Consider the following 21,614-nt stretch of genomic DNA (forward strand, 5'->3'; position numbering starts at 1 on the left):
TTATATTGATTTAACAACATTGTTAACGTTTACAAAAAGTCAAAAATTTTTTTTCGCCAATTTTCACTAAAAAATATTTGTTTAAAAGAAGGATTTTCATCAATTGATACGAATCTATTGTATTCAATAAACGGACGTCCGATTTTATAAATCCGGAAATATATAACGACTTTTGCTGAAAAAGGGGGAAAATAACAAAAATAGCGCTGTCTAAAAATAACATTCATATTTTTCATTTCGTAATCATAATCCTATTTTTAAAAAACAATTTGTCAAAATAAAGGAGGAAATAAATATGGCGTGTGTACAAATTAAAGGAACGAGACAAGAGGTAGTAGAAATGCTGCAATTATTTGATCTAATGGATACGAAAGGTTTTTGTAAATTCGATAATTACGTAGAGGTAGAACCAAATACGAAAGAACATAATCATTTTATTGCTTCAATCGACATCCATTCAAATACTTCTTCAGCACAAGATACATTAAACGATCAATTCGTTAGTCAAATGCTTACTGGCGTATATAACGACTAAACAAAGATTTACTTCCTACCGTCTTTTCATAAATATATGCAGTGAACTTGAGCATACTAGCAATTAGATGGTAGGGAGGTGAGAACTATGGCTAGAATTGGCGTTGAAAACTCATTAACAGACGTTCAACAAGCTCTTCAGCAACAAGGTCATGAAGTTGTTACACTTAACTCAGAACAGGATGCACAAGGGTGTGATTGTTGCGTTGTAACTGGGCAAGATTCTAATGTGATGGGCATTGCAGATACATCAATTAAAGGATCAGTCATTACAGCTCACGGTTTAACAACGGATGAAATTTGTCAACAAGTTGAAAGTCGCACTTAAAAAATGAAAGAGGACTCCTTTTAAAAGGAGTCCTCTTTTTTATATTCACCTAACGGGAAAGTAACATATACTGGATGAAAGCCCTACCTCTCTCTCATCATTACGGTTCCACTGACCGCTCCTTGATTCACTAGTATACATATATAGCTTACAAATACAATTTATAGGGTTTGTTCACAAAAGTTGTTGATAAAATTATCCGATCTTTCGCAAACTTTTCGTATTGCATTCATAAGAGATATTTACTTTACACTAGCTGTAACCGAGACACGAATTAAAATTCTAACACCAATACAATAACTTGTCAACTTTTTTCCGCAAATTAAAAACAGACATTAACGGTTTGTCTGTTTTAGAATGGAGCTTTTTCTTTTATTACATATACAACAAAGCCGCTTACTAACATAAATAAGCCAACTACTAAGTTTTTGATATTAATCATAAATTCCTCTCCCTTATTCCACACATCATATATATTTACATTTCAATTATTCCGATCATCCTAAAGCGCACTTTTTCTAATATATCATAATTCCTAAAAAATGCAAGTTCACTTTTGACGACCATTCACAAATTTATCTACAGTGCTTGGTACAGTATTTAAAGCCTTTTCAATTAAATGTGTACTGCTGTTGAGATGTAATACTTGCACCCCATTAGAACCAACTACTAAAAAAGCTACTGGACTAATGGAAACCCCAGCCCCGCTTCCTCCTCCAAATGGATGCCCTTGTTTGTTCTCTTTATGCTGATTTTGCCCACCGTTATGTTTTTCAGTAATGAAATCCCCTTTAAAATCACTTCCACCAGCTCCAAAACCAAAAGCCACTTGAGATACTGTTAATACTACATTTCCGTCAGCTGTTGAAACCGGGCTCCCAACAATTGTATTTACATCTACCATCTCTTTTAAATTTGTCATTGCCGTTTTCATTAAATTTTCAATTGGATGTTCCATTATGTATTGCACCCTTTCCTCATTATTCCTTTTTATATTTTCCAAAATAGAGGAAGTCATACTAACTTTTCCTATTTCAAGAAAACATTTTCCTCCTTTTAAAAGATACTACTCCCTGTACATGCTCCGGTATAGTGAAACTTTAATCAGTGGGATGTGCACGTTTCTCGACTCCCACAAATAGCGGGATAAAAAAGAAAAAGAGATACATACTACTATTGAACCTTGTTATGAAAGGAGTCATGACTTTGACTGAGAAATTTGATGATTATAAAAGAAGAGATAGAATAGATAGTGATTATAGTGACTATAAAGAAGAGTACGCCGCTGAGGTTGCACCACAACGCATTGATTATGATTACGATGATAAAGACGATAAAGATGTTGTAAAATCGTCCGCTGCTGGATCAACTGCTGGTTTTATCGCTCTTGCGCTATCTATCTTATCGCTATTTACATTTCCAACACTATTTGGTCTTGTTTCTGTTTTACTCGGTATTTACGCTTATAATCGCGGAGCTACTGTAACTGGCGGTATCGCTGCAGTTGTCGGTGGAATTGCTGCACTTATCGCAATTTTATTCCGAGTAGCACTTATTGGTCTATTGTTCTCCCTGTTCTAAAAAAGAAAAAGGTATCTCGCTTAACGCGGGATACCTTATCCTGTAAACACATCTTCCGATGGATATTTTATTTTTTGTTTTGCTGGTCGCGCTAAAGAGAACACAAGTGTTAATGGTCCAATTAATCCGCAGAACATAACAAACATAATAATACATTTTCCGAATGCCGATAGCTTTGCAGTAATTCCCATCGTTAATCCGACTGTGCCAAACGCTGATATTGTCTCAAATAATAATTGAATAAAGCTGAAGTTTTCTGTAAGCATTAATATGAATACCGCTGCTAAAATAAGTATTTGACTGGCAACAGCAATCGCTAAGGCCCTCGTTACTGTCGACATTTTAATTGTACGCTGAAATAAAACAATTTCCTCCTTTTTTCTAAAGAAAGAAAGGACAGATGTAATTAAGATAACAAACGTCGTTAATTTAATTCCTCCACCTGTCGATACACTTCCTGCACCAATAAACATTAAAATCATCGTAAATAATATAGATGATTCTTCCATACCTCCATAGTCAACCGTATTAAATCCAGCTGTCCGCGGAGTAATACCTTGAAAGAAGGAAGCCCATAGTTTTTCATTTAAAGATAAATTCCCTAACGTCTTCACATTATTATATTCCAATACAAAAATTACAATCATTGCTATAACATTTAGCACTACTGTTCCAATAATCATTATTTTTGAGTGAAGTGATAATTTTCGAAAACTGCGGCTATACCATATATCAATTAATACGGTAAAACCGAGTCCCCCAATTACAATTAAAGAGCAAATCCCAATATTAATAATGGGATCCCCTACATATCTTGTTAAATTATCTGGCCATAAAGCAAATCCTGCATTATTATAAGATGCAATTACATGAAAAATACTATAGTATAAACCTTTTCCAAAACCAAACTCTGGAATAAAGCGAAACGATAAAAAGATGACCCCAATAAGTTCAATACAAATCGAAAATATAAAGACACGCTTTACTAATTTTACAAGACCACCTATATTTGTTTGATTAAATGCTTCTCCAATTAATAAACGATGGCGTAATCCGATTTTTTTACCTAGTACCCAAACAATTAAAATGGCAATTGTCATAAGGCCTAGACCACCTGTTTGAATTAAAAACATAATAACAATTTCGCCAAACATCGTAAATGTACTTGCTGTATCCACTACTCCCAAACCAGTTACGGTCGCTGCTGACGTTGCTGTAAAGAAAGCATCTACCCAACTAATATGTACTTTCGTTGCGAATGGTAATTTTAATAACAAACCGCCAACCACAATTAAGCAGAAAAAGCCTAATGCTAATATTTGTGGTGGGTTTAATCGTATAAGACGATTATACAGCCCTTGTTTTTTTGTTACGTCCATATCACTAACTCCCTTATTAAAGTGAAGCTTTCCCCTCATACAATAAAAAGCTTTTTAAAAGCCCTTAAATAATTGGGACAAACCTTATATTCTCATAATATAGTTGAGCATAATCCTTTTTTTCATAGATTACAACTTTTATTTATATTCCTTTTCGTTTTATGCTGGGAAAACTCTATATCCTAACTCAATATTGCTAGCAATAACAATTTCATATGTACTATTTTTCAAATCCCCATATCTTTCACTCTATGTTCACATAGAGGTCACATCCACCTTTTATAGTATATGTATCGAAGCTGTTCCTCCCTAATTTATAAGACATTCCCCAGTGTCTTTGAATAGCTTCCATCCCTAATTAAATTGACATAAATTGTCCCCTTCCTTGACCATCTTATATATGATGGTCTTATTTTTTTGTTTGCTCTATCTTTTATTCCGCTATTTGTGGGCAATAAACGCCCAATTAGTTAAGGCTAATAATCAACAGGGGATGAACAAAAAACACTCATTAAATTTTCATTTTATTTAAAACTCCCTCTCTCTTTCACTCTATATTCACACAGAGGTCACATCCACCTTTTATAGTATATGTATCGAAGTTGTTCCTCCCTAATTTATAAGACATTCCCCAGTGTCTTTGAACAGCTTCCATCCCTAATTAAATTGACATAAATTGTCCCCTTCCTTGACCATCTTATATATGATGGTCTTATTTTTTTGTCTTTCTATCTTTTATTTAAAACTCCCTCTCTCTTTCACTCTATGTTCACACAGAGGTCACATCTACCTTTTATAGTATATGTATCGAAGTTGTTCCTCCCTAATTTATAAGACATTCCCCAGTGTCTTTGAACAGCTTCCATCCCTAATTAAATTGACATAAATTGTCCCTTCCTTGACCATCTTATATATGATGGTCTTATTTTTTTGTCTTTCTATCTTTTATTTAAAACTCCCCCTCTCTTTCACCCTATGTTCACATGAGAGTCACACCTACCTTTTATAGTATATGTATCGAAGTTGTTCCTCCCTAATTTATAAGACATTCCCCAGTGTCTTAAAGCAACTTCCATCCCTAATTAAATTGACATAAATTGTCCCCTTCCCTTGACCATCCTATGTGATGGTCTATTTTATTTTCCAAACACAAAATCAGTCTATCTACACTTAAACAAAAACGAAAAATTCAGAAAATATTGTTAAATTAGGTATTTTTTCGGTATAATTACTTTAGAAAGAAATTTCGCAAAAACAAAAGGGGGGATTTTATTGAAACAAACAAAAGCAATCTTAATCGCATTATTTCTAGGTCTAGTTGTTGGACTCACTCTAAATTTAGCTGCTCCATCTATCTTTGAGCCACTAAATCAATATGTGTTCAACCCAATTGGTCAATTGTTTATTCGACTTATTAAAATGCTAGTTGTTCCTGTTGTGTTCATTTCTATCGTACTTGGTGCTGCCGGCCTTGGAGATCCGAAACAACTTGGAAGAATCGGTTTAAAATCAATTTCATTCTTTCTCGTAACAACTGCGGTTGCCATCTCTATAGCGGTTACATTTGCACTTATTATAAAACCAGGAGCTGGCGGTAATTTTAAAACAGAAGGTCTTAAGTATGAAGGTGCAAAAACTGAAACATCTTTCGTCGACACATTGCTAAATATCGTACCAGATAACCCAGCAAAAGCGATGGCTGACGGAAACATGTTACAAATCATTGCCTTTGCCGTATTGATTGGACTCGGTATAGCTATTTTAGGAAAACGAGTTCAAGGTATCCATTCATTACTTGAACAGGGCAACGAATTAATGATGTATCTTGTTAATCTCGTTATGAAATTAGCCCCAATTGGAACATTCGGTTTGCTCGCTTCATCCGTTGGTAAAATGGGGCTTGCAGGCGTCGCTGCGATGTTCAAGTATATGATTGTCGTTATGTTAGTACTCATTATTCACGGGGTCTTTGTATATGGCGGCTTATTAAAGGTATTAGCAAAAGAAAGTATTGTTCGTTTCTTTAAACATTTCGGACCAGTAATGGCAATTGGATTTAGTACATCTAGCTCTAATGCATCGCTTCCATTTGCAATGAAAACAGCACAAGATAAGCTTGGCGTTCCAAAAGCGATAAGCTCATTTGTACAACCACTAGGGGCAACTATTAATATGGATGGTACTGCCATTATGCAAGGGGTAGCCACTGTATTTATCGCTCAAGTATACGGAGTTGAACTTACATTACCGCAATTAGCTATGGTCGTATTAACTGCTGTACTAGCTAGTATCGGTACTGCTGGTGTACCTGGTGTTGGACTTGTAATGCTTACAATGGTTTTAAATCAAGTAAATCTACCAGTAGAAGGTATCGCTTTAATTATCGGTATTGACCGTATTTTAGATATGTCTAGAACAGCTGTAAACATTTCTGGTGATGCAATTTGCGCAATGATTGTCGCAAAATCAGAAGAAAAATATAATACGGATCAATCGGCAGCATCTTAAATCAAAAAAGGAGTGATGAATTTCACTCCTTTTTTGATTTACTCCCTTTTTTAGAACGATATTCTTTTCCTTTATTATCATTACCAGTTTCAAATTCAGTGCTAAATTCCTGATTAAATTGACCGGACTTTGGTGACCCTTGATTACCGCTCCCTTTACTACCGTTACGATTCGTCATATTTCTCCCTCCCTTCCTTGTATTAGTAGTATGGCGCTCTATCTTTTTTCATACACATTTTATTTTTTAACATCTATTACACACGAAAGAAGACCTCCCATATATAAGGAAGATCTTCTATTTCATCGCGTAAGCGTTTTCTTGTTTATAATCACTTAAATAAGTTTTTTGGAAATTGAAATCATTACATTCATTTCATCTTCTGAAAGTGCAGAGAATCTTTCTTGTAAATATTGTTTTTTCGCATCTTCCATTTTCGCAACTAAATCTTTCCCTTGTTCTGTAATCTCTAAATACACAACTCGGCGATCTGATGTAGAACGTGAACGAGTTACAAAACCTTTATTAATTAATTTTTCTGTAACAGCTGTAATATGACTATTCGACACATTTAATTCATTTGCTACACGCGATACCATTTCTTTATTCGTACGATTTAATATTCTCAGAACAATGAATTCATTCCACGGTATGTAACCACCAAATATTTTTCCGATATCATTACGCAACGTGCGAAACATAGCAAACACATTTGTCGATAGTTCTTCCATTAATTGCTCTCGATTTTGAGACAACTTTGACAGCCCCTTTTATTTCATTTAGTTAAATAAAAACCTTATTAATAATTTTACATGAAATCTTACTTTTTGTCACCTTATTTTCCCGTAATTCGTAGTTTTTTAATATGTATTTCATGATAAAATGAAGTCAACTTCCAGAAAAAAGGGGGGATTTTAATGCATGAGGAGGAGAGTTTCTCAAATCTCAGCCTAAAAGATAAAACAATTATCATTAGTATTATTGCTCTTTTTCTCATTATAGTTTTTGCATTTATATTTTTTGTATATGTAGGAATCTTTCAACTTACAGGTATAGAGTATAGTTCACGTACTGCTTTACTTCTCTTTTTTTTATTAATTACTTTCTTAGATGGTATTACATTAGTTATTTTCAGTTTCTTCAAAGCGCTACTATATCCATTGACTCAAAACATGCCAAATTGGATTTCTCTCACTCTTTTCTCATTCATTGAAATTACACTAGATTGGTTCGTCATTCATACTGCTGATGATTGGATAGAAAGCGTACAAATGTCCAACTTAACTGAATTATGTGTCGTACTATTCTTTTTTCTATTAAATAAATTATTAAGTGACAAGAAAGAGTAAGAATACAAGCTTTTCTATATAAAAATTGGTACAATGAAAGCAAATCTTACTAAAGAGGTGTTAATTATGAACTTACAACAATGGGCTGATAAAGGTATGTCCTTTGATACATATGTGAATGAAATGAAAGTAAATCAATACGAGCTACTACACATTTACAATAACTTTTTAATTCCAAATGAGTTACTTCCTGTATTAGAAGAACGTCAAAATGATGGCTGGCGTGTTATCGTATTAACTGCTGATTGGTGTGGCGATGCTCTTTTATGCGTACCTGTTATGAAACGAATTTCTGAAGTTGCAAATATTGATATGCGTTTATTAATTCGCGATGAAAACTTAGAATTAATGGATCAATATTTAACAAATGGAACAGCACGTGCGATTCCAATCTTTATTTTCATTGATAAAGATGGAAATGAACAAGCCGTCTTTGGACCACGCGCTCCAAAAGTACAAGAATTAGTAACTTCAATGCGCGCTACATTACCTGAAAAAGAAGATCCAACTTTCGAAGAAAAACAAAAAGAAATGTATGCTAATTTCCGTGCTACATTAGCTGATGATACTTCTCTTTGGGAACATGTAATGGAAAACATGATGGAAAAAGTAGTAAAATAAAAACCTGCCGAGCTCGGCAGGTTTTTTTATTACATAATGAAGAAATAGAATACCGCAGCTAAAATGAAACGATAATAAGCGAACGGTGTTAGTTTTACACGAGATAATAATTTCAAGAATGAAACAATTGCAAGCATCGCAACAACGAATGCAGTTACAAATCCTGTTACAAATAGCGTTATATCTGCTGAGCTTAATACATCCCAGCTTTTAATTAAATCTAAGCCACTTGCAGCTACCATCATCGGTACCGCTAAAATGAACGTATATTCAGCTGCCGCTGTATGCGACACGCGAGCTAATAAACCACCACTTATTGTAGAACCAGAACGAGAAAATCCTGGCCAAAGAGCTAAACATTGGAACATTCCAATTGTAAATGCCTGTTTATATGTGATTTCATCTAACGTTCTTGCTGTACTTGGTTTCGAAAACTTCTCAGCAACAATCATTAAAATACCACCGGCTACTAAGCTAATAACAACTGGTCCTGGACCAAATAAAACCTCTTTAATAGTGCTATGGAATAATACGCCAAGTACCCCGGCAGGAATCATCCCGATAATAATATGTAATAAATTTAACGATGGTCCGTCTGTTACTTTACCTATTCCAACTAACGACCATAGACGCTTCCAAAATATAACAACAACTGCTAAAATCGATCCCAATTGGATAACAACTTCAAAAACTTTCGCTCTCTCATCGTCAAATCCAATTAAATGTCCTGTTAAAATCATATGTCCTGTTGATGATACTGGTAGAAACTCTGTTAACCCTTCAACAGCACCCATGATTAAACCAATTAACCAATCAGCCACAAGTAGTGCCTCCTTAATAACAAATAATATGTAATTTTTTCACACCTTATCATAATACCTTATCCCTTTTCAAAGTGCATCCTTTTTTTATTGGCTTCATATGTTATAAGCGCGTATTTCTTTTCTAATCTTTGATTAAATTGTATGATAGTAAGAGTTTGTTTTTTTATACGGAAAGGGGATTTTATGAAAGAAACTACTTCATTCTCACAAAAGTTAAAGCAATTTGTATTACTATTTTTTCCGATTTTCGTAACGCAAATGTCATTATTTGCGATGAGTTTTTTTGATACAACGATGTCAGGACATGCAAGTCCAACTGATTTAGCAGGTGTTGCAATTGGAACAAGTATATGGATTCCAGTTAGTACGGGGTTAACAGGAATTTTAATGGCTACTACTCCCATTGTTGCACAGCTCGTTGGATCCAAGAAAAAAGAGGACGTTCCCCACGTTGTCATACAAGCAGTTTATTTAGCAATTTGTGCTAGCTTCGTTGTTATCCTCATCGGTTTTTTCGTCGTTTCACCTATTTTAAATGGCATGCGCTTAGAAGAACCTGTGGAACGTATTGCAGCGCAATTTTTAAGTATTATCGCAATAGGAATTATACCTTTATTCACTTACACTGTTTTACGTGGATTTATTGATGCATTAGGAAAAACTCGAACAACGATGATTATTACATTATTATCATTACCAATTAATGTAATATTAAATTACCTATTAATTTTTGGTAACTTCGGTTTCCCAAAGCTCGGTGGTGTCGGAGCAGCAATTGCTTCCACTGCAACATATTGGTGCATTTTAATTATTACAGTCATTATTATTCAGACGAAAGAGCCTTTTGCCTCTTTCAACATTTTCAAACAATTATACCGACCTTCTCTTTCGAGTTGGATAGCATTCTTAAAACTTGGCGTCCCTATCGGATTTGCTATCTTTTTTGAAACGAGTATTTTCGCTGCGGTAACGCTCATGATGAGTAATTTTAGTACGACAACTATTGCAGCTCACCAAGCAGCTATGAACTTTGCTTCCTTGTTATATATGACTCCGCTAAGTTTAGCAATGGCAATGACTATTGCGGTTGGATTCGAAGTTGGAGCAAAACGTTACGATAATGCAAAACAATACGGACTGATTGGAATTGGATTAGCCCTTGCCTTTGCTTTATTATATTCGATTCTTCTCTACTTCTTTGATGATCAAATTGCTTCTATTTATACGACAGATGCAAAAGTTCATCATTTAGCAAAAGAATTTCTTATCTTTGCAATTTTATTTCAAATTTCAGATGCAATTGCAACCCCTGTACAAGGAGCTTTGCGTGGTTATAAAGATGTAAATGTTGCTCTAATTATGACTTTAATTGCTTATTGGATAATAGGTCTACCACTAGGTTACATATTAGCGACGTATACAGAATGGGCCGCGAAAGGCTATTGGATCGGTCTTATTATCGGTCTAGCATTTGGCGCTGCCTTCCTACTTATCCGTCTCTTTCAAGTACAACGAAAATATACAACACAAAACAGCCGCTAATAATAAAGCGGCTGTTTTCTTTATGCATATTTTTTCTTGTAACGTATAATATAATGAAAAAGAAAGGTGGGTACATATGGACGACAAAGAAAAAAAGCAATCATTCGATGAAGAATTTGCCCCTGAAATTTCACCTGGATATCGGCAAGATGTACATAAGCCACCTAAATATAAAAACACTTCGTTTTTAATGGGCATTACCATTTTCGCTGCTGTATTACTCATACTTATCATTTTCGTTTATTTTTGATTAAAGGTGGCCTATTATATGAAGAGAAACAAGATTCCAATCGTTCAAAAAGAACTGTTAAAACACAAAAAGGATATGCAGGAGATTCTGTTCATACTCTTAAACAAGTCGAGCAAGGGAATTTATATATTGCTCAAAAAGAACTTGGTCAACAAAATGAAAATCTTTAAAGGCCCTTTATTCCTTGAGGGCCTTTTTATTCCGCATTAAGTAATACACCCTCAAATGTTCTATTGAGCAATGAATTTCCTTTATTGTACGCGCTGCTTTTGTTCTAGCACCATAAATATATTATTAACCTTTACAATTTTCACTTCATAATTCAATTTTATTTCGCTTCTCTTACTCTTACCATTTTCAGTACCCGCAACGTACGCTACAGCTTGATAAAGAAAACTCTCATTGGTCTCTTCACGTATCTCCTCGTTTGTAAATTTATACTCTAAATCTTGAAAACGATTTGGATAATAATTTCCCATTAATTGTTCATACCCTCTATTTAAAAATAGTTCTTCACCTTTTCGTTTCACATCTTCTTTATTAGTAGACCCAAACACTGATAGTTGCTCGGTCACAAAATGCTCTCCTACCTTTTTCATTTCATTATGAGTTAAGTTTTCTATACTTTTGTTCTTTAACTCCGTATTTAACTCGTACTGATCAATCGGTTTAAAGGTAGCAAAAACCTCCTCTTTATATGACCAAAACAATACAAAAGCGATACATAGAGAAATGATTAACAGTCTTTTTTTCGTAATACTCCCGCCCTTCTTCATAATAATAGATATATTTTAACATATAGAAAGAAAATTCTGATATCATAAAATAGAATAACTTAACTCAGAAACGAGGAACAATTATGGACTCTTACAAACATTATATAAAAGAAGCTTTGCCTAATCTTTCTATACATTCATATAAACAAAATGAAGAAGGATGGGATAATGTAGCAGTTATAGTAAATGATGAGCTACTGTTTCGTTTCCCGCGAAAACAGGAATATGCGATGCGAATTCCGTTAGAAAAAGAACTATGCGCAATTCTCACTCAATCACTACAAGAAATCGAAGTTCCACAATATCACCTAATTTATAAAAATGAATCTGATGAGGTTCCTCTTTGTAGTTACTATACTCTCATTCATGGTGAACCATTAAAAACAGAAACAGTTGCCACGCTGGAGGATCCAAAGCTGAAAGCAATTATTACACAATTAGCTACTTTCCTTGCGGTACTACATAGTATTCCTTTACACCAAGTTACAACGCTATGTTTCCCTATTGAAAAAACATGTACCTACTGGAAAGAGCTACAAACAAAATTAAACCAATATCTCACTACTAGCCTTACTTCATTACAGAAACTAGCCTTAAATCGCTTATTTGAAAATTTCTTTACATGTTTAGCTACATCCACTTTTCAAAACACAATCATTCACGCTGATTTTACTCATCATCACATTTTATTTAACAAGCATAACAAAAGCATTTCAGGTGTTATCGATTTTGGTGATGCGCAAATTGGCGATCCTGCTTTTGATTTTGCAGGACTATATTATGATTTCGGACATGAGTTTACTACATCTGTATATGAACAGTACAGTACACTTATTTCTCATCATGATCCATTACTCATTCATCGTATTACTACCTTTTATCAATACAGTCCTTTACTACATAATATTATTTATAATTTTGAGTCAGAGAATGAACTCGAATTCATTACAGGCACAGAACAGCTAAAAACGATATTACAGGGATGAGATTACATTCTCTCCCTATATACTCTCTCCTCATACATCATTAACTTTTTATCCATTTCAACAATAACTTTATACAATTGAAACGCCTGTAAAATTTGCAGTTGAATTTCAAAAGGAGCATTTTGTTCTTTTAACCATTGAAATACTTTTGTTTCATCTTTCATTGATTATTCCTCCCTTTATTCTGCTATTTGTGGGTAGCCCGATTAATGAGGGCTGATAATCAGTGGGTGATTGACAAAACCCCCACTGATTAAAGTTTCACTTTATTAAAATCTGCTACAAATATACCGTAAATGATGAAAAGCTTTTCATGTCAATAACAAAAAAGGATGCAAAGTTGCATCCTTTAATGAACTATATTTTTCTTCTGTTTCGCTTCTGTCTTTACTTCTTCCCCTTGGCATTCACTACGAAACGCACAACTTATACACTCAGAACGAAAATGACGCTCTGTATAATGCTCAGGTTGCTCTAACATTTCTTTCATTCTAGATAAATCAGCCATTCCAGTTATAATATCTTCCTGTTTCGGAATGTACTCATACTTAGTTCCTTCTATTAAATTAATAACTTCAATTTTTCCTGGAAGAACTCCGAAAGCTTTATAACTGAATACTGTCATTAGCTTCTGACAAAGAGCAAGCATTTCCTCATCTGCATCGACAACATACTTTTTAATTACAAACGACTCAGCACTCCACTCACCAACTTCAAATGTCAATGACATGTGGACACCTAACTCTTCCATATATGTTTGAAACTTCTCGTATAAAAACAATGGTGGTGTCTGACTATCATCCTTTTCAACGAACTGTAATAAGTGATCCGTTAGCTTCGCTAATACAATATAGTATTCCGTCTTCGAAGCAAACATATTAATCCTTACTTTTTTCCAATACTTTTCTATTAATATTAAAAGTACAATTTTCGTTTGTTGACCCGCAGGTAGCGTGTAATACTCGTTAATAATTTGATTGACAATCATTTGTGCTATTTGTTGCCATTCAAATGAAGAAGGTTCTCTTCTTTTTATGTGACGAAAATAAAATTTATGCGGACAACGCATAAAATCATACAAATGATAATCTGTCATCGTTTTGATTGAGATTTTCTCATGCACTTGCTCTTCATCTCCCTTCTGCCATTAAGAAAGGTGTTTTACAAATTCAGCTCCAAACTGTAAACATTTTTCTACATCTTCATCTTCTGGCGTTAATTCTACTTTTAGTCCTTCTAACACAACTGCTGCCCCGCGCTCTTGTAGCTTTTCTATTAAAATGTCAACTGCCACTCCGTATTTCGGATAAGCCGAATCACATGATCCGAATACTGCCGCTTTTTTCCCAGTTAAATCAATAGAATCCATTGCATCATAAAAATCTAAGAAATCATCAGGAAGATCGCCATCTCCCCAAGTGTATGCACCTAAAATAATTCCATCATACTGTTCTAATATAGAAGCTTCTGGTGAATCCATAATATCAATAACTTCAATTTCATTTTCTGTTTCACGAATTACGCCGGCAATATGGTCAGCCATTTCCTCTGTATTTCCACTCATACTTGCAAAAATCATTACTAACTTACTCAACTGAACCTCTCCCTTTACTTTGTATCTCTTTTTCTGTTTGAATGCTCTTCTTCTCATCTACATATTCAGACCGAATTACATTTCTTTGCCATTCCATATGCTGATCAACATCTTTATTTTTATCTTTTAATCCCCTCCGCAGAAGGTGAAAATTCTTTCTCATTAACATGTCGCATCCATCCTATTGATAATAATTATCAATTTCAACTATATTTAGATTAATTGACATTGATTATCAATGTCAATAACTATTTTTAAAAAAATGATTAAAATGTACAAGCTTGTCCGTTAGCTATTCATATACTATGAATGAGCATAGTTCTTTCTCAGCCCTCTCTGACGGAAAGAAATAAAAGCAACTGCAATAGAGTGCAGTTGCCTTTTTTTGTTTTTCTATGATTTTAGTAATCTTATAGTCGTCTCTAAAAATAGCTCCACTCCACAAATTAATGCTGATTCATCCACGTCAAATTTCGGATGATGATGTGGATAACAAGTATATATATTTTCATTACCTGTTCCTAATTTAATGAAACAACCAGGTGCTTTTCTTAAATATGCTGAAAAATCTTCTCCACCCATAGAAGGTTCAAGCTTCACAACACGCTCATTCCCAAACAAATGTAGTGCACTTTCTTCTACTATTTTCGTAATATATTCATCATTAATAACCGGATCATATCCATATCGATACGTATATGTATACGATCCTCCATGTGCTTCTGTAATTCCTTTCACAATTTTCTCGATTTTCCCTTCTGCTTCCACCCTCAATGCTTGATTAAATGAACGAACAGTTCCCATTAAAGTTGCTGTACTAGGAATAATATTGTCAGCCGTTCCCCCATGAAATTGTGTAACTGAAACAACCCTTTGCATAAAAGCACTTGTATTTCTTGATACGATATGTTGTAGATTTGTAATAATCTGTGCTCCGATAGCAATAGGATCTATCGTTTCTTCTGGTCGCGCCGCATGTCCTCCTTTGCCTTGAATCTCAACTGTAAATACGTCTGGAGCTGCCATCATCGGTCCATATGCAATTCCTATCTTTCCACTCTCCAATCCAGACATAACATGTAAACCTATTACATAATCAACACCGTCCATTACACCTGCCTCAACCATTTCTTGTCCCCCACCGGGATACACCTCTTCTGCGTGCTGAAAGAATAGACGAATCTCACCTGCAAAATCTTCCTTTATATTTGATAACACCTCTGCTGTGCTTAATAAAATAGCTGCGTGAGCATCGTGCCCACATGCATGCATCATTCCTTTATTCACAGATGTATAAGATTTACTTGTCTCCTCTTGAATTGGCAAAGCGTCTATATCAGCTCGAATCGCAATTACTTTCCCTTGCTTCACACCTCTTTTAATTGCTAGTACACTATACTTCGTCGGTCTCGTTACTTCAAAAGAAGAAAATGAGCATAATGTATCATATATAAATTGCGAAGTTTCTATTTCATGAAATGATAATTCCGGATACTTATGGAAATGCCTTCTCCATTTCACGATATTTTCTTCCGAAATTAGATTCTTCCACACTCTATTCATGATAATTTCCTCCTTTTCAAAAGAACTAGAAATTTAAAAGTTTACTCCGTCTTAAATGATTAATAAAAACAAACACTGTATTTTTACGTATTCTTATAGTCCACTTTTATGTATTCACACAATCCACTTTCTATTTACATGTCAAACCCATTACAAATTCATGCTGAATGTAATATAATTGCTAAGTTAGGGATTTTCTTTTTTAGTATTTAGTGCTAATATCAAAAAAGAGCCTTTTGACTTATTTTTACCTAAAATGTGGGATTTTGTTTTTTTCACAATAATGTAGGACATGATACCTACAAAGAGCTATTATTTCATTAAGAGAGGGAAAGACATGGAAAGATTAAAAGAGATATGGTCTCGACCACTCACACAATGGGTTGCAAAGACGGTTTATTATCTTGCAATTTTATTTGCATTACTTTGGTTGTATGGATTCCATGATACAAACACAAGTACATTTATTTACAATGAATTCTAGGGTGGGAACGTTATGAAGTTATTAGAACAAATTGAAAAGTGGGCTGCAGAAACGCCTGATCAAACCGCTTTTGTTTGGCGAGATGCGAAAATTACGTACAAACAATTAAAGGAAGATTCTGATGCGTTGGCACATTGGATTTCTTCTGAGTATCCAGACGATCGTTCACCAATTATGGTGTATGGCCATATGCAACCTGAAATGATTATTAACTTTTTAGGATGTGTAAAAGCTGGACATGCTTACATTCCTGTAGATTTATCTATCCCAGCTGATCGTGTACAACGTATTGCTGAAAATTCTGGTGCGAAATTACTTTTATCGGCAACAGCAGTAACTGTAACTGATTTACCAGTTCGCATCGTAAGTGAAGACAACTTAAAAGATATTTTCTTTACTCATAAAGGGAACACTCCAAATCCTGAACATGCGGTAAAAGGTGATGAGAACTTCTACATTATTTACACATCAGGAAGCACAGGTAATCCGAAAGGGGTTCAGATTACTTATAACTGCCTTGTTAGCTTTACAAAATGGGCTGTAGAAGATTTCAACTTACAAACAGGGCAAGTATTCTTAAACCAAGCACCTTTCTCATTTGATTTATCTGTAATGGATATTTACCCATCGTTAGTAACAGGTGGTACACTTTGGGCAATCGATAAAGATATGATTGCGCGTCCAAAAGACTTGTTTGCTTCTTTAGAGCAATCGGATATTCAAGTATGGACTTCCACACCTTCTTTCGCTGAAATGTGTTTAATGGAAGCATCTTTCTCTGAGAGTATGCTACCGAACATGAAAACATTCTTATTCTGCGGCGAAGTGTTACCCAATGAAGTGGCTAGAAAATTAATTGAGCGTTTCCCGAAAGCAACAATTATGAATACGTATGGTCCAACAGAAGCTACTGTCGCTGTAACAGGTATTCACGTTACAGAAGAAGTGCTTGATCAATACAAATCACTTCCAGTTGGCTATTGTAAATCAGACTGTCGCCTTCTTATTATGAAAGAAGATGGCACAATCGCACCTGATGGTGAAAAAGGTGAAATCATAATTGTCGGTCCAAGCGTAAGCGTTGGATATTTAGGAAGCCCTGAATTAACAGAAAAAGCATTTACTATGATTGACGGTGAGCGCGCCTATAAAACAGGCGATGCTGGCTATGTTGAAAATGGTCTTCTATTCTATAATGGTCGTCTTGATTTCCAAATTAAGCTGCATGGTTATCGAATGGAATTAGAAGAAATTGAGCATCACCTTCGTGCGTGTTCTTACGTAGAAGGAGCAGTTATCGTTCCAATTAAAAAAGGTGAGAAATACGATTATTTATTAGCGGTTGTTGTTCCTGGAGAACATTCATTTGAAAAAGAATTCAAATTAACATCTGCAATCAAAAAAGAACTCAATGAGCGATTACCAAACTACATGATTCCACGTAAATTCATGTATCAATCTTCTATTCCAATGACACCAAATGGAAAGGTAGATCGCAAAAAATTATTGAGTGAGGTTACAGCATGACCGCATATGGATCATTTTATTTTTTCGCTATAGTGGGCATTTTATTAATACCTACTATCATAGCTGGATTAAAAGGTAAAATGTTGCGCAAATATAATGCCATTTTAACATTAGTCATGATTGCTATTATCTTCTCAGATAAACCAAAGCAAGCAATGATGCTAGCTGCATTTATTATTTGGCAATATGTCCTTATTAAAGGCTATTTAATTTTAAGAAAACAAAATAATAGTACATTCACATTTTGCATAGCTGTTATTTTATCGATTTTGCCTCTTATTTTGGCAAAAATCGCGCCGTTTGCATCGTTTTTACCTGAGTTAAAACTTGTTGTTTTCCTAGGTATATCTTACGTAACATTCAGAGCAGTTCAAATGGTATTTGAAGTTCGTGATGGTTTAATTAAAGAGCTTTCTTTCTTTAACTTCTGGGAATTCGTTTTATTCTTCCCTGCGATTTCAACAGGACCTATCGATCGTTACCGAAGATTCCAAAAAGATATTCAAAAGCCACCTAGCGCTGAAGAATATCAAAATTTACTATATACAGGACTAAATCGTATTTTCCAAGGTTTCTTGTATAAATTTATTATTGCTTACTTAATAAAGCAATATTGTATGGATCCAGCATTCGCTCAACACGATACAATATTTTCAAATATGATTTACATGTATAGCTATAGCTTATATCTATTCTTTGATTTTGCTGGTTATAGCTCTTTTGTAATTGGTGTAAGTTACATGATGGGAATTAAAACGCCAGAAAACTTCAATAAGCCATTCCTTAGTCGTAATATTAAAGACTTCTGGAACCGCTGGCACATGAGTTTATCATTCTGGTTCCGTGATTTTATTTACATGCGTTTCGTCTTTTTTGCAACGAAGAAAAAGTTAATTAAGAACCGTTACACTATTTCGTATATCGGGGCATTTTTAAACTTCTTCATTATGGGAATTTGGCACATCCAAGGAAGCGCTGTTGCGCAGTATGTTATTTATGGTCTATACCATGCCGCACTGTTTATTTTATTCGATATTTTTGAACGAAAAAACAAGAAGCATAAGTTTTGGCCAAACAATAAATTTACACACATCCTTGCGATTGTAATTACGTTCCACGTTGTATGTTTCGGTTTCCTAATCTTCTCTGGACACCTTAACAGATACTTTTAATGCACCCTTCTTATTCCATTAAGAAGTTGCACATATAATAATTTCGGATATAAAGGAGATTTTAAAAATGGCAGAATTCAAAGAGCAAGTATTAGATATTTTAGAAGAAGTATGTGAAAACGATATTGTGAAAGAAAACTTAGATGTTCAATTATTTGAAGAAGGTATCCTTGATTCTTTCGCTGTAGTATCTTTATTAGTTGAATTCCAAGAGCGTTTAGATATTGAAGTTTCTATTTCTGATTTTGACCGTGACGAGTGGGCTACACCAAACATGGTTATTAAAAAGTTGGAAGAAATCCGATGAACAAAGCAAAATTTGGTCCGATGCTTTTAGCATTGGCCCTTTTTGCTGTATTCTTACTTATTCCAACGCGCTTCCTACTTCCACTTTTAAGTGATGAAAAAGTAGAACAAGCTGCTACTTCTTTAAAAGAAGAAAAAATTCAAAGTATGATTTTACAGCAAAAGATGTTAGCAGATCCAAAATATCTTCCGATGTACGGTTCATCGGAATTCGCACGTATGGATGCTTTCCATCCATCTAATTATTTTAAAGTAAAGCCTGAAGGATTTACGCCATTCCTTCTTGGACGCGGCGGAACACAAGACCTTGTACATGTATTAAACTTCGCATCTACAATGGATCAATTGAAAGATAAGAAAATGGTATTCGTTCTTTCTCCGCAATGGTTTGTACCACAAGGTATTGACGAAACGCACTTTGCACCTAACTTTTCAAAACAACAAGGTTACCACTTCATTTTCAACAATGATTTAAAACCTGAAATGAAAAAACAAATTGCAAAGCGTTTATTAAACTTTGAGATTGTAAAAAAAGAAACTTTATTAAAAATTTCGCTTGAAGGTATCGCTTATGATGATACGAAGTATAAAGTAAAAGCACTTGCTGCTAAACCTTTCGCTTATATTTACCGTAACATTTTAGATCGTAAAGATTTATTTACAGCTATGTTTAATATTAAACCGCATAAAGAGAAGCTCGATCCTTCATTAAAACAAATGAACTGGGAAGAGGCTCGTAAACATGCGGATCAAACAGGTGCAGCAGAATCTGGATCTAATGAATATGGTATCGAAGATGGTTACTTCAATAGCAAAATTAAGAAAAAATTAAAGCAACGTGAAGGTTACTTAAAAAATGATGCTTATGACCAATCGCCAGAATATGAAGATTTACAAATTGTACTTGATTTATTAAAACAATCTGGTGCAAAACCACTCTTCATTTCTGTTCCTGTCAAAGGTCCTTGGTACGACTACGCTGGCTTCCCGAAAGAACGCCGCGAAGCATACTATAAGAAAGTTCATGAGCAAATTGAAAAAGCTGGTTATCCAATTGCCGACTTCTCAAATCATGAATACGATAAATACTTCTTAAAAGATCATATGCACTTAGGTTGGAAAGGCTGGGTTTACATCGACGAAGCCATCCAACAATTTTATAAAGCAAACTAACGAAAAGACCGCTTGAATTACTCAAGTGGTCTTTTTGTATATATTTTGTAATTGCTCGATTGCATTCGCCGCTTCTTTCATAACTCGCTCCACTACATGCTGAGCTGATTCGATTCGTGCCAATGATGCTGCCTGCCCTGCCCAAAGTGACATATATTCTTCCTTATTTTGCTTCGCTGCCTCTTGGCGTATTTTAGAAGTTAATACGTTTTGCACTGGATATACCGGAAGCCCTTCTTCTTTTCCTTCATGTCTCTCTATAAATTCATTCCGAATACCGCGTGCATATTTCCCGGAAAACGCACGAGTTACAGTTGTGCTCGTATCTGTACTATGTAAAACCGCTTCTTTATACACATCGTGCGTAATACTCTCTTCACTTGTTAAAAAGGCTGATCCCATTTGAACACCTTCTGCTCCTAGTGCCAATGCCGCAACAAGCCCTTGTCCGTTCATTACACCACCTGCTGCGACAATTGGGATATGCGGAACAGCCCCTACTAACTGAGGTATTAACGCAAACGTACCAATCATAGCATCTCGTTCTTTCCCAATAAACGTTCCTCTATGCCCTCCTGCTTCGCTACCTTGCCCAATAATAATATCTACTCCTAGCTCAGCAAGTACTTTCGCTTCCTTCACATGGGTAGCTGTTCCGATAACTTTTATTCCACTTCTTTTTAAATCATTTATTTCTTCTTTTTCTAACGTTTGAAATGCAAAGCTAACGACCGGTACTTTTTCATCTAATAGCACTTGTAATTGTTCCTTATAGCTTTTTGGAAGCTTTAACGTTCCTTCTACTTCTATACCTAATTCTCTATTCACTCCGCTTAGTAATACTTTCGCCTCATTTACCTTCTCTTCTTCTATTTCTATCTCTTTCGTTACAAGTAAATTAACACCGAAAGGCTTATCTGTTAGTTCTCTTATTCTATAAATTGCTTCACGAATTTGTTCTGGGCTCATATAGCCCGCTCCAAGCGTCCCTAATCCTCCACTATTACTTACTGCTGCAACAAGTTCTGGCGTCGTAATCGCGCCTGCCATACCGGCTTGAACAACGGGATACTCAATTTTTAATATGTCTGTTACTCGACTTGTAAACATCATTTTCCC

Annotated in this window: 28 protein-coding genes; 14 read left to right on the plus strand and 14 right to left on the minus strand. The window is 34.8% G+C overall.

Translation table 11 applies throughout. From position 1 onward, the window contains the following. Positions 1 to 29 precede the first annotated feature (29 nt). Positions 30 to 236 carry a hypothetical protein gene (locus ACUN13_RS08475; RefSeq protein ID WP_342761699.1) on the minus strand — a complete coding sequence of 69 codons (207 nt, stop codon included), beginning with the start codon at positions 234 to 236 and terminating at the stop codon, positions 30 to 32. A 59-nt stretch (positions 237 to 295) separates the two neighbouring features. Between ACUN13_RS08475 and ACUN13_RS08480 the strand changes: the two genes are divergently transcribed. Both ACUN13_RS08480 and ACUN13_RS08485 read left to right on the plus strand, forming a co-directional pair. Beyond that, entirely contained in the window at positions 296 to 535 is a 240-nt protein-coding gene (locus ACUN13_RS08480) for a DUF3911 family protein (protein ID WP_000752512.1), read from the plus strand. A gap of 87 nt (positions 536 to 622) precedes the next feature. Continuing rightward, complete coding sequence (locus ACUN13_RS08485; protein WP_000101022.1) at positions 623 to 862, plus strand: YkuS family protein; 240 nt, start codon at positions 623 to 625, stop codon at positions 860 to 862. A gap of 352 nt (positions 863 to 1,214) precedes the next feature. Here ACUN13_RS08485 and ACUN13_RS08490 read toward each other — a convergent pair whose 3' ends face one another. After that, the gene (locus tag ACUN13_RS08490; RefSeq protein WP_000608227.1) at positions 1,215 to 1,304 is read right to left on the minus strand and encodes a hypothetical protein; all 90 of its coding nucleotides are present in this window, start codon (positions 1,302 to 1,304) and stop codon (positions 1,215 to 1,217) included. Positions 1,305 to 1,412: 108 nt separating this feature from the next. Continuing rightward, positions 1,413 to 1,880, minus strand: a complete 468-nt coding sequence (gene ytfJ / locus ACUN13_RS08495) for a GerW family sporulation protein (RefSeq protein WP_000204234.1) — start codon at positions 1,878 to 1,880, stop codon at positions 1,413 to 1,415. 188 nt (positions 1,881 to 2,068) lie between these two features. Here ytfJ and ACUN13_RS08500 point away from each other — a divergent pair, with 188 nt between their 5' ends. Then, positions 2,069 to 2,443: a hypothetical protein gene (locus ACUN13_RS08500; RefSeq protein ID WP_000136546.1), complete on the plus strand. Its 375-nt coding sequence runs from the start codon at positions 2,069 to 2,071 to the stop codon at positions 2,441 to 2,443. 35 nt (positions 2,444 to 2,478) lie between these two features. Here ACUN13_RS08500 and ACUN13_RS08505 read toward each other — a convergent pair whose 3' ends face one another. After that, on the minus strand, positions 2,479 to 3,822 hold the full coding sequence (locus tag ACUN13_RS08505) for a TrkH family potassium uptake protein (RefSeq protein WP_000383526.1): 1,344 nt from the start codon (positions 3,820 to 3,822) through the stop codon (positions 2,479 to 2,481). A 1,272-nt stretch (positions 3,823 to 5,094) separates the two neighbouring features. Here ACUN13_RS08505 and ACUN13_RS08510 point away from each other — a divergent pair. Beyond that, the gene (locus tag ACUN13_RS08510) at positions 5,095 to 6,330 is read left to right on the plus strand and encodes a dicarboxylate/amino acid:cation symporter (RefSeq protein WP_000814809.1); all 1,236 of its coding nucleotides are present in this window, start codon (positions 5,095 to 5,097) and stop codon (positions 6,328 to 6,330) included. A gap of 22 nt (positions 6,331 to 6,352) precedes the next feature. On the opposite strand, the gene ACUN13_RS08515 is transcribed toward ACUN13_RS08510, so the two are convergent. Both ACUN13_RS08515 and ACUN13_RS08520 read right to left on the minus strand, forming a co-directional pair. Then, complete coding sequence (locus ACUN13_RS08515; RefSeq protein ID WP_000184928.1) at positions 6,353 to 6,508, minus strand: hypothetical protein; 156 nt, start codon at positions 6,506 to 6,508, stop codon at positions 6,353 to 6,355. Positions 6,509 to 6,663: 155 nt separating this feature from the next. Continuing rightward, on the minus strand, positions 6,664 to 7,083 hold the full coding sequence (locus tag ACUN13_RS08520; RefSeq protein WP_000081432.1) for a MarR family winged helix-turn-helix transcriptional regulator: 420 nt from the start codon (positions 7,081 to 7,083) through the stop codon (positions 6,664 to 6,666). A 162-nt stretch (positions 7,084 to 7,245) separates the two neighbouring features. On the opposite strand from ACUN13_RS08520, the gene ACUN13_RS08525 reads away from it, so the two are divergent. Both ACUN13_RS08525 and ACUN13_RS08530 read left to right on the plus strand, forming a co-directional pair. Further along, a complete protein-coding gene (locus ACUN13_RS08525) occupies positions 7,246 to 7,677 on the plus strand; it encodes a regulatory YrvL family protein (RefSeq protein ID WP_025688952.1) in 432 nt (143 codons plus the stop codon). Positions 7,678 to 7,710: 33 nt separating this feature from the next. Further along, positions 7,711 to 8,298, plus strand: a complete 588-nt coding sequence (locus tag ACUN13_RS08530; protein ID WP_100249592.1) for a thioredoxin family protein — start codon at positions 7,711 to 7,713, stop codon at positions 8,296 to 8,298. Between the two features lie 29 nt (positions 8,299 to 8,327). On the opposite strand, the gene uppP is transcribed toward ACUN13_RS08530, so the two are convergent. Next, positions 8,328 to 9,119 (minus strand): bacitracin resistance undecaprenyl-diphosphatase, encoded by a 792-nt coding sequence (uppP, locus tag ACUN13_RS08535; protein ID WP_000796256.1) that lies wholly within the window; start codon positions 9,117 to 9,119, stop codon positions 8,328 to 8,330. Positions 9,120 to 9,305: 186 nt separating this feature from the next. Between uppP and ACUN13_RS08540 the strand changes: the two genes are divergently transcribed. Both ACUN13_RS08540 and ACUN13_RS08545 read left to right on the plus strand, forming a co-directional pair. Next, positions 9,306 to 10,664 (plus strand): MATE family efflux transporter, encoded by a 1,359-nt coding sequence (locus ACUN13_RS08540; RefSeq protein ID WP_000665546.1) that lies wholly within the window; start codon positions 9,306 to 9,308, stop codon positions 10,662 to 10,664. Positions 10,665 to 10,740: 76 nt separating this feature from the next. Beyond that, a complete protein-coding gene (locus ACUN13_RS08545) occupies positions 10,741 to 10,914 on the plus strand; it encodes a hypothetical protein (RefSeq protein WP_000341062.1) in 174 nt (57 codons plus the stop codon). A gap of 251 nt (positions 10,915 to 11,165) precedes the next feature. Here the strand turns inward: ACUN13_RS08545 and ACUN13_RS08550 are convergent, their stop codons facing one another. Next, complete coding sequence (locus ACUN13_RS08550) at positions 11,166 to 11,690, minus strand: hypothetical protein (protein WP_025688947.1); 525 nt, start codon at positions 11,688 to 11,690, stop codon at positions 11,166 to 11,168. Between the two features lie 83 nt (positions 11,691 to 11,773). Here ACUN13_RS08550 and ACUN13_RS08555 point away from each other — a divergent pair, with 83 nt between their 5' ends. After that, positions 11,774 to 12,676 carry an aminoglycoside phosphotransferase family protein gene (locus ACUN13_RS08555; protein WP_025688946.1) on the plus strand — a complete coding sequence of 301 codons (903 nt, stop codon included), beginning with the start codon at positions 11,774 to 11,776 and terminating at the stop codon, positions 12,674 to 12,676. A 2-nt stretch (positions 12,677 to 12,678) separates the two neighbouring features. Here the strand turns inward: ACUN13_RS08555 and ACUN13_RS08560 are convergent, their stop codons facing one another. The 5 genes from ACUN13_RS08560 to amaA form a co-directional block, all read right to left on the minus strand. Beyond that, complete coding sequence (locus ACUN13_RS08560; RefSeq protein ID WP_000651086.1) at positions 12,679 to 12,840, minus strand: hypothetical protein; 162 nt, start codon at positions 12,838 to 12,840, stop codon at positions 12,679 to 12,681. A gap of 185 nt (positions 12,841 to 13,025) precedes the next feature. Further along, positions 13,026 to 13,799 (minus strand): hypothetical protein, encoded by a 774-nt coding sequence (locus ACUN13_RS08565; RefSeq protein WP_000544574.1) that lies wholly within the window; start codon positions 13,797 to 13,799, stop codon positions 13,026 to 13,028. 24 nt (positions 13,800 to 13,823) lie between these two features. Beyond that, positions 13,824 to 14,270: a flavodoxin gene (locus tag ACUN13_RS08570; protein ID WP_000041153.1), complete on the minus strand. Its 447-nt coding sequence runs from the start codon at positions 14,268 to 14,270 to the stop codon at positions 13,824 to 13,826. Continuing rightward, positions 14,263 to 14,439 (minus strand): hypothetical protein, encoded by a 177-nt coding sequence (locus tag ACUN13_RS08575; RefSeq protein WP_000929023.1) that lies wholly within the window; start codon positions 14,437 to 14,439, stop codon positions 14,263 to 14,265. Before ACUN13_RS08575 ends, ACUN13_RS08570 begins: the two co-directional genes overlap by 8 nt. Before the next feature lie 224 nt (positions 14,440 to 14,663). Continuing rightward, complete coding sequence (gene amaA, locus ACUN13_RS08580; protein ID WP_445423752.1) at positions 14,664 to 15,833, minus strand: N-acyl-aliphatic-L-amino acid amidohydrolase; 1,170 nt, start codon at positions 15,831 to 15,833, stop codon at positions 14,664 to 14,666. A 337-nt stretch (positions 15,834 to 16,170) separates the two neighbouring features. Between amaA and ACUN13_RS08585 the strand changes: the two genes are divergently transcribed. The 5 genes from ACUN13_RS08585 to dltD all read left to right on the plus strand — a co-directional run bounded on the left by ACUN13_RS08585 (position 16,171) and on the right by dltD (position 20,495). After that, positions 16,171 to 16,317 (plus strand): teichoic acid D-Ala incorporation-associated protein DltX, encoded by a 147-nt coding sequence (locus ACUN13_RS08585; RefSeq protein WP_000440293.1) that lies wholly within the window; start codon positions 16,171 to 16,173, stop codon positions 16,315 to 16,317. A 12-nt stretch (positions 16,318 to 16,329) separates the two neighbouring features. Beyond that, entirely contained in the window at positions 16,330 to 17,844 is a 1,515-nt protein-coding gene (dltA, locus tag ACUN13_RS08590; protein WP_025688938.1) for a D-alanine--poly(phosphoribitol) ligase subunit DltA, read from the plus strand. Continuing rightward, positions 17,841 to 19,016 (plus strand): D-alanyl-lipoteichoic acid biosynthesis protein DltB, encoded by a 1,176-nt coding sequence (dltB, locus tag ACUN13_RS08595; RefSeq protein WP_025688936.1) that lies wholly within the window; start codon positions 17,841 to 17,843, stop codon positions 19,014 to 19,016. Before dltA ends, dltB begins: the two co-directional genes overlap by 4 nt. A 67-nt stretch (positions 19,017 to 19,083) precedes the next feature. Continuing rightward, the gene (dltC, locus tag ACUN13_RS08600) at positions 19,084 to 19,323 is read left to right on the plus strand and encodes a D-alanine--poly(phosphoribitol) ligase subunit DltC (protein WP_000807310.1); all 240 of its coding nucleotides are present in this window, start codon (positions 19,084 to 19,086) and stop codon (positions 19,321 to 19,323) included. After that, positions 19,320 to 20,495: a D-alanyl-lipoteichoic acid biosynthesis protein DltD gene (dltD, locus tag ACUN13_RS08605; RefSeq protein WP_001030268.1), complete on the plus strand. Its 1,176-nt coding sequence runs from the start codon at positions 19,320 to 19,322 to the stop codon at positions 20,493 to 20,495. Before dltC ends, dltD begins: the two co-directional genes overlap by 4 nt. A gap of 21 nt (positions 20,496 to 20,516) precedes the next feature. Here dltD and ACUN13_RS08610 read toward each other — a convergent pair whose 3' ends face one another. Further along, on the minus strand, positions 20,517 to 21,605 hold the full coding sequence (locus ACUN13_RS08610; RefSeq protein ID WP_000495277.1) for an NAD(P)H-dependent flavin oxidoreductase: 1,089 nt from the start codon (positions 21,603 to 21,605) through the stop codon (positions 20,517 to 20,519). Positions 21,606 to 21,614: the final 9 nt, after the last annotated feature.

It is taken from the genome of Bacillus cereus group sp. Bce041 (genome assembly GCF_052646455.1).

Bases quoted from the DNA above. Each gene is read 5' to 3' on its own strand.
- ACUN13_RS08475 (WP_342761699.1), bottom strand. From the start codon at position 236: ATGAAAAATATGAATGTTATTTTTAGACAGCGCTATTTTTGTTATTTT.
- ACUN13_RS08480 (WP_000752512.1), top strand. From the start codon at position 296: ATGGCGTGTGTACAAATTAAAGGAACGAGACAAGAGGTAGTAGAAATG.
- ACUN13_RS08485 (WP_000101022.1), top strand. From the start codon at position 623: ATGGCTAGAATTGGCGTTGAAAACTCATTAACAGACGTTCAACAAGCT.
- ACUN13_RS08490 (WP_000608227.1), bottom strand. From the start codon at position 1,304: ATGATTAATATCAAAAACTTAGTAGTTGGCTTATTTATGTTAGTAAGC.
- ytfJ (WP_000204234.1), bottom strand. From the start codon at position 1,880: ATGACTTCCTCTATTTTGGAAAATATAAAAAGGAATAATGAGGAAAGG.
- ACUN13_RS08505 (WP_000383526.1), bottom strand. From the start codon at position 3,822: ATGGACGTAACAAAAAAACAAGGGCTGTATAATCGTCTTATACGATTA.
- ACUN13_RS08515 (WP_000184928.1), bottom strand. From the start codon at position 6,508: ATGACGAATCGTAACGGTAGTAAAGGGAGCGGTAATCAAGGGTCACCA.
- ACUN13_RS08525 (WP_025688952.1), top strand. From the start codon at position 7,246: ATGCATGAGGAGGAGAGTTTCTCAAATCTCAGCCTAAAAGATAAAACA.
- ACUN13_RS08530 (WP_100249592.1), top strand. From the start codon at position 7,711: ATGAAAGCAAATCTTACTAAAGAGGTGTTAATTATGAACTTACAACAA.
- ACUN13_RS08540 (WP_000665546.1), top strand. From the start codon at position 9,306: ATGAAAGAAACTACTTCATTCTCACAAAAGTTAAAGCAATTTGTATTA.
- ACUN13_RS08545 (WP_000341062.1), top strand. From the start codon at position 10,741: ATGGACGACAAAGAAAAAAAGCAATCATTCGATGAAGAATTTGCCCCT.
- ACUN13_RS08550 (WP_025688947.1), bottom strand. From the start codon at position 11,690: ATGAAGAAGGGCGGGAGTATTACGAAAAAAAGACTGTTAATCATTTCT.
- ACUN13_RS08555 (WP_025688946.1), top strand. From the start codon at position 11,774: ATGGACTCTTACAAACATTATATAAAAGAAGCTTTGCCTAATCTTTCT.
- ACUN13_RS08560 (WP_000651086.1), bottom strand. From the start codon at position 12,840: ATGAAAGATGAAACAAAAGTATTTCAATGGTTAAAAGAACAAAATGCT.
- ACUN13_RS08575 (WP_000929023.1), bottom strand. From the start codon at position 14,439: ATGTTAATGAGAAAGAATTTTCACCTTCTGCGGAGGGGATTAAAAGAT.
- amaA (WP_445423752.1), bottom strand. From the start codon at position 15,833: ATGAATAGAGTGTGGAAGAATCTAATTTCGGAAGAAAATATCGTGAAA.
- ACUN13_RS08585 (WP_000440293.1), top strand. From the start codon at position 16,171: ATGGAAAGATTAAAAGAGATATGGTCTCGACCACTCACACAATGGGTT.
- dltA (WP_025688938.1), top strand. From the start codon at position 16,330: ATGAAGTTATTAGAACAAATTGAAAAGTGGGCTGCAGAAACGCCTGAT.
- dltB (WP_025688936.1), top strand. From the start codon at position 17,841: ATGACCGCATATGGATCATTTTATTTTTTCGCTATAGTGGGCATTTTA.
- dltC (WP_000807310.1), top strand. From the start codon at position 19,084: ATGGCAGAATTCAAAGAGCAAGTATTAGATATTTTAGAAGAAGTATGT.
- dltD (WP_001030268.1), top strand. From the start codon at position 19,320: ATGAACAAAGCAAAATTTGGTCCGATGCTTTTAGCATTGGCCCTTTTT.
- ACUN13_RS08610 (WP_000495277.1), bottom strand. From the start codon at position 21,605: ATGTTTACAAGTCGAGTAACAGACATATTAAAAATTGAGTATCCCGTT.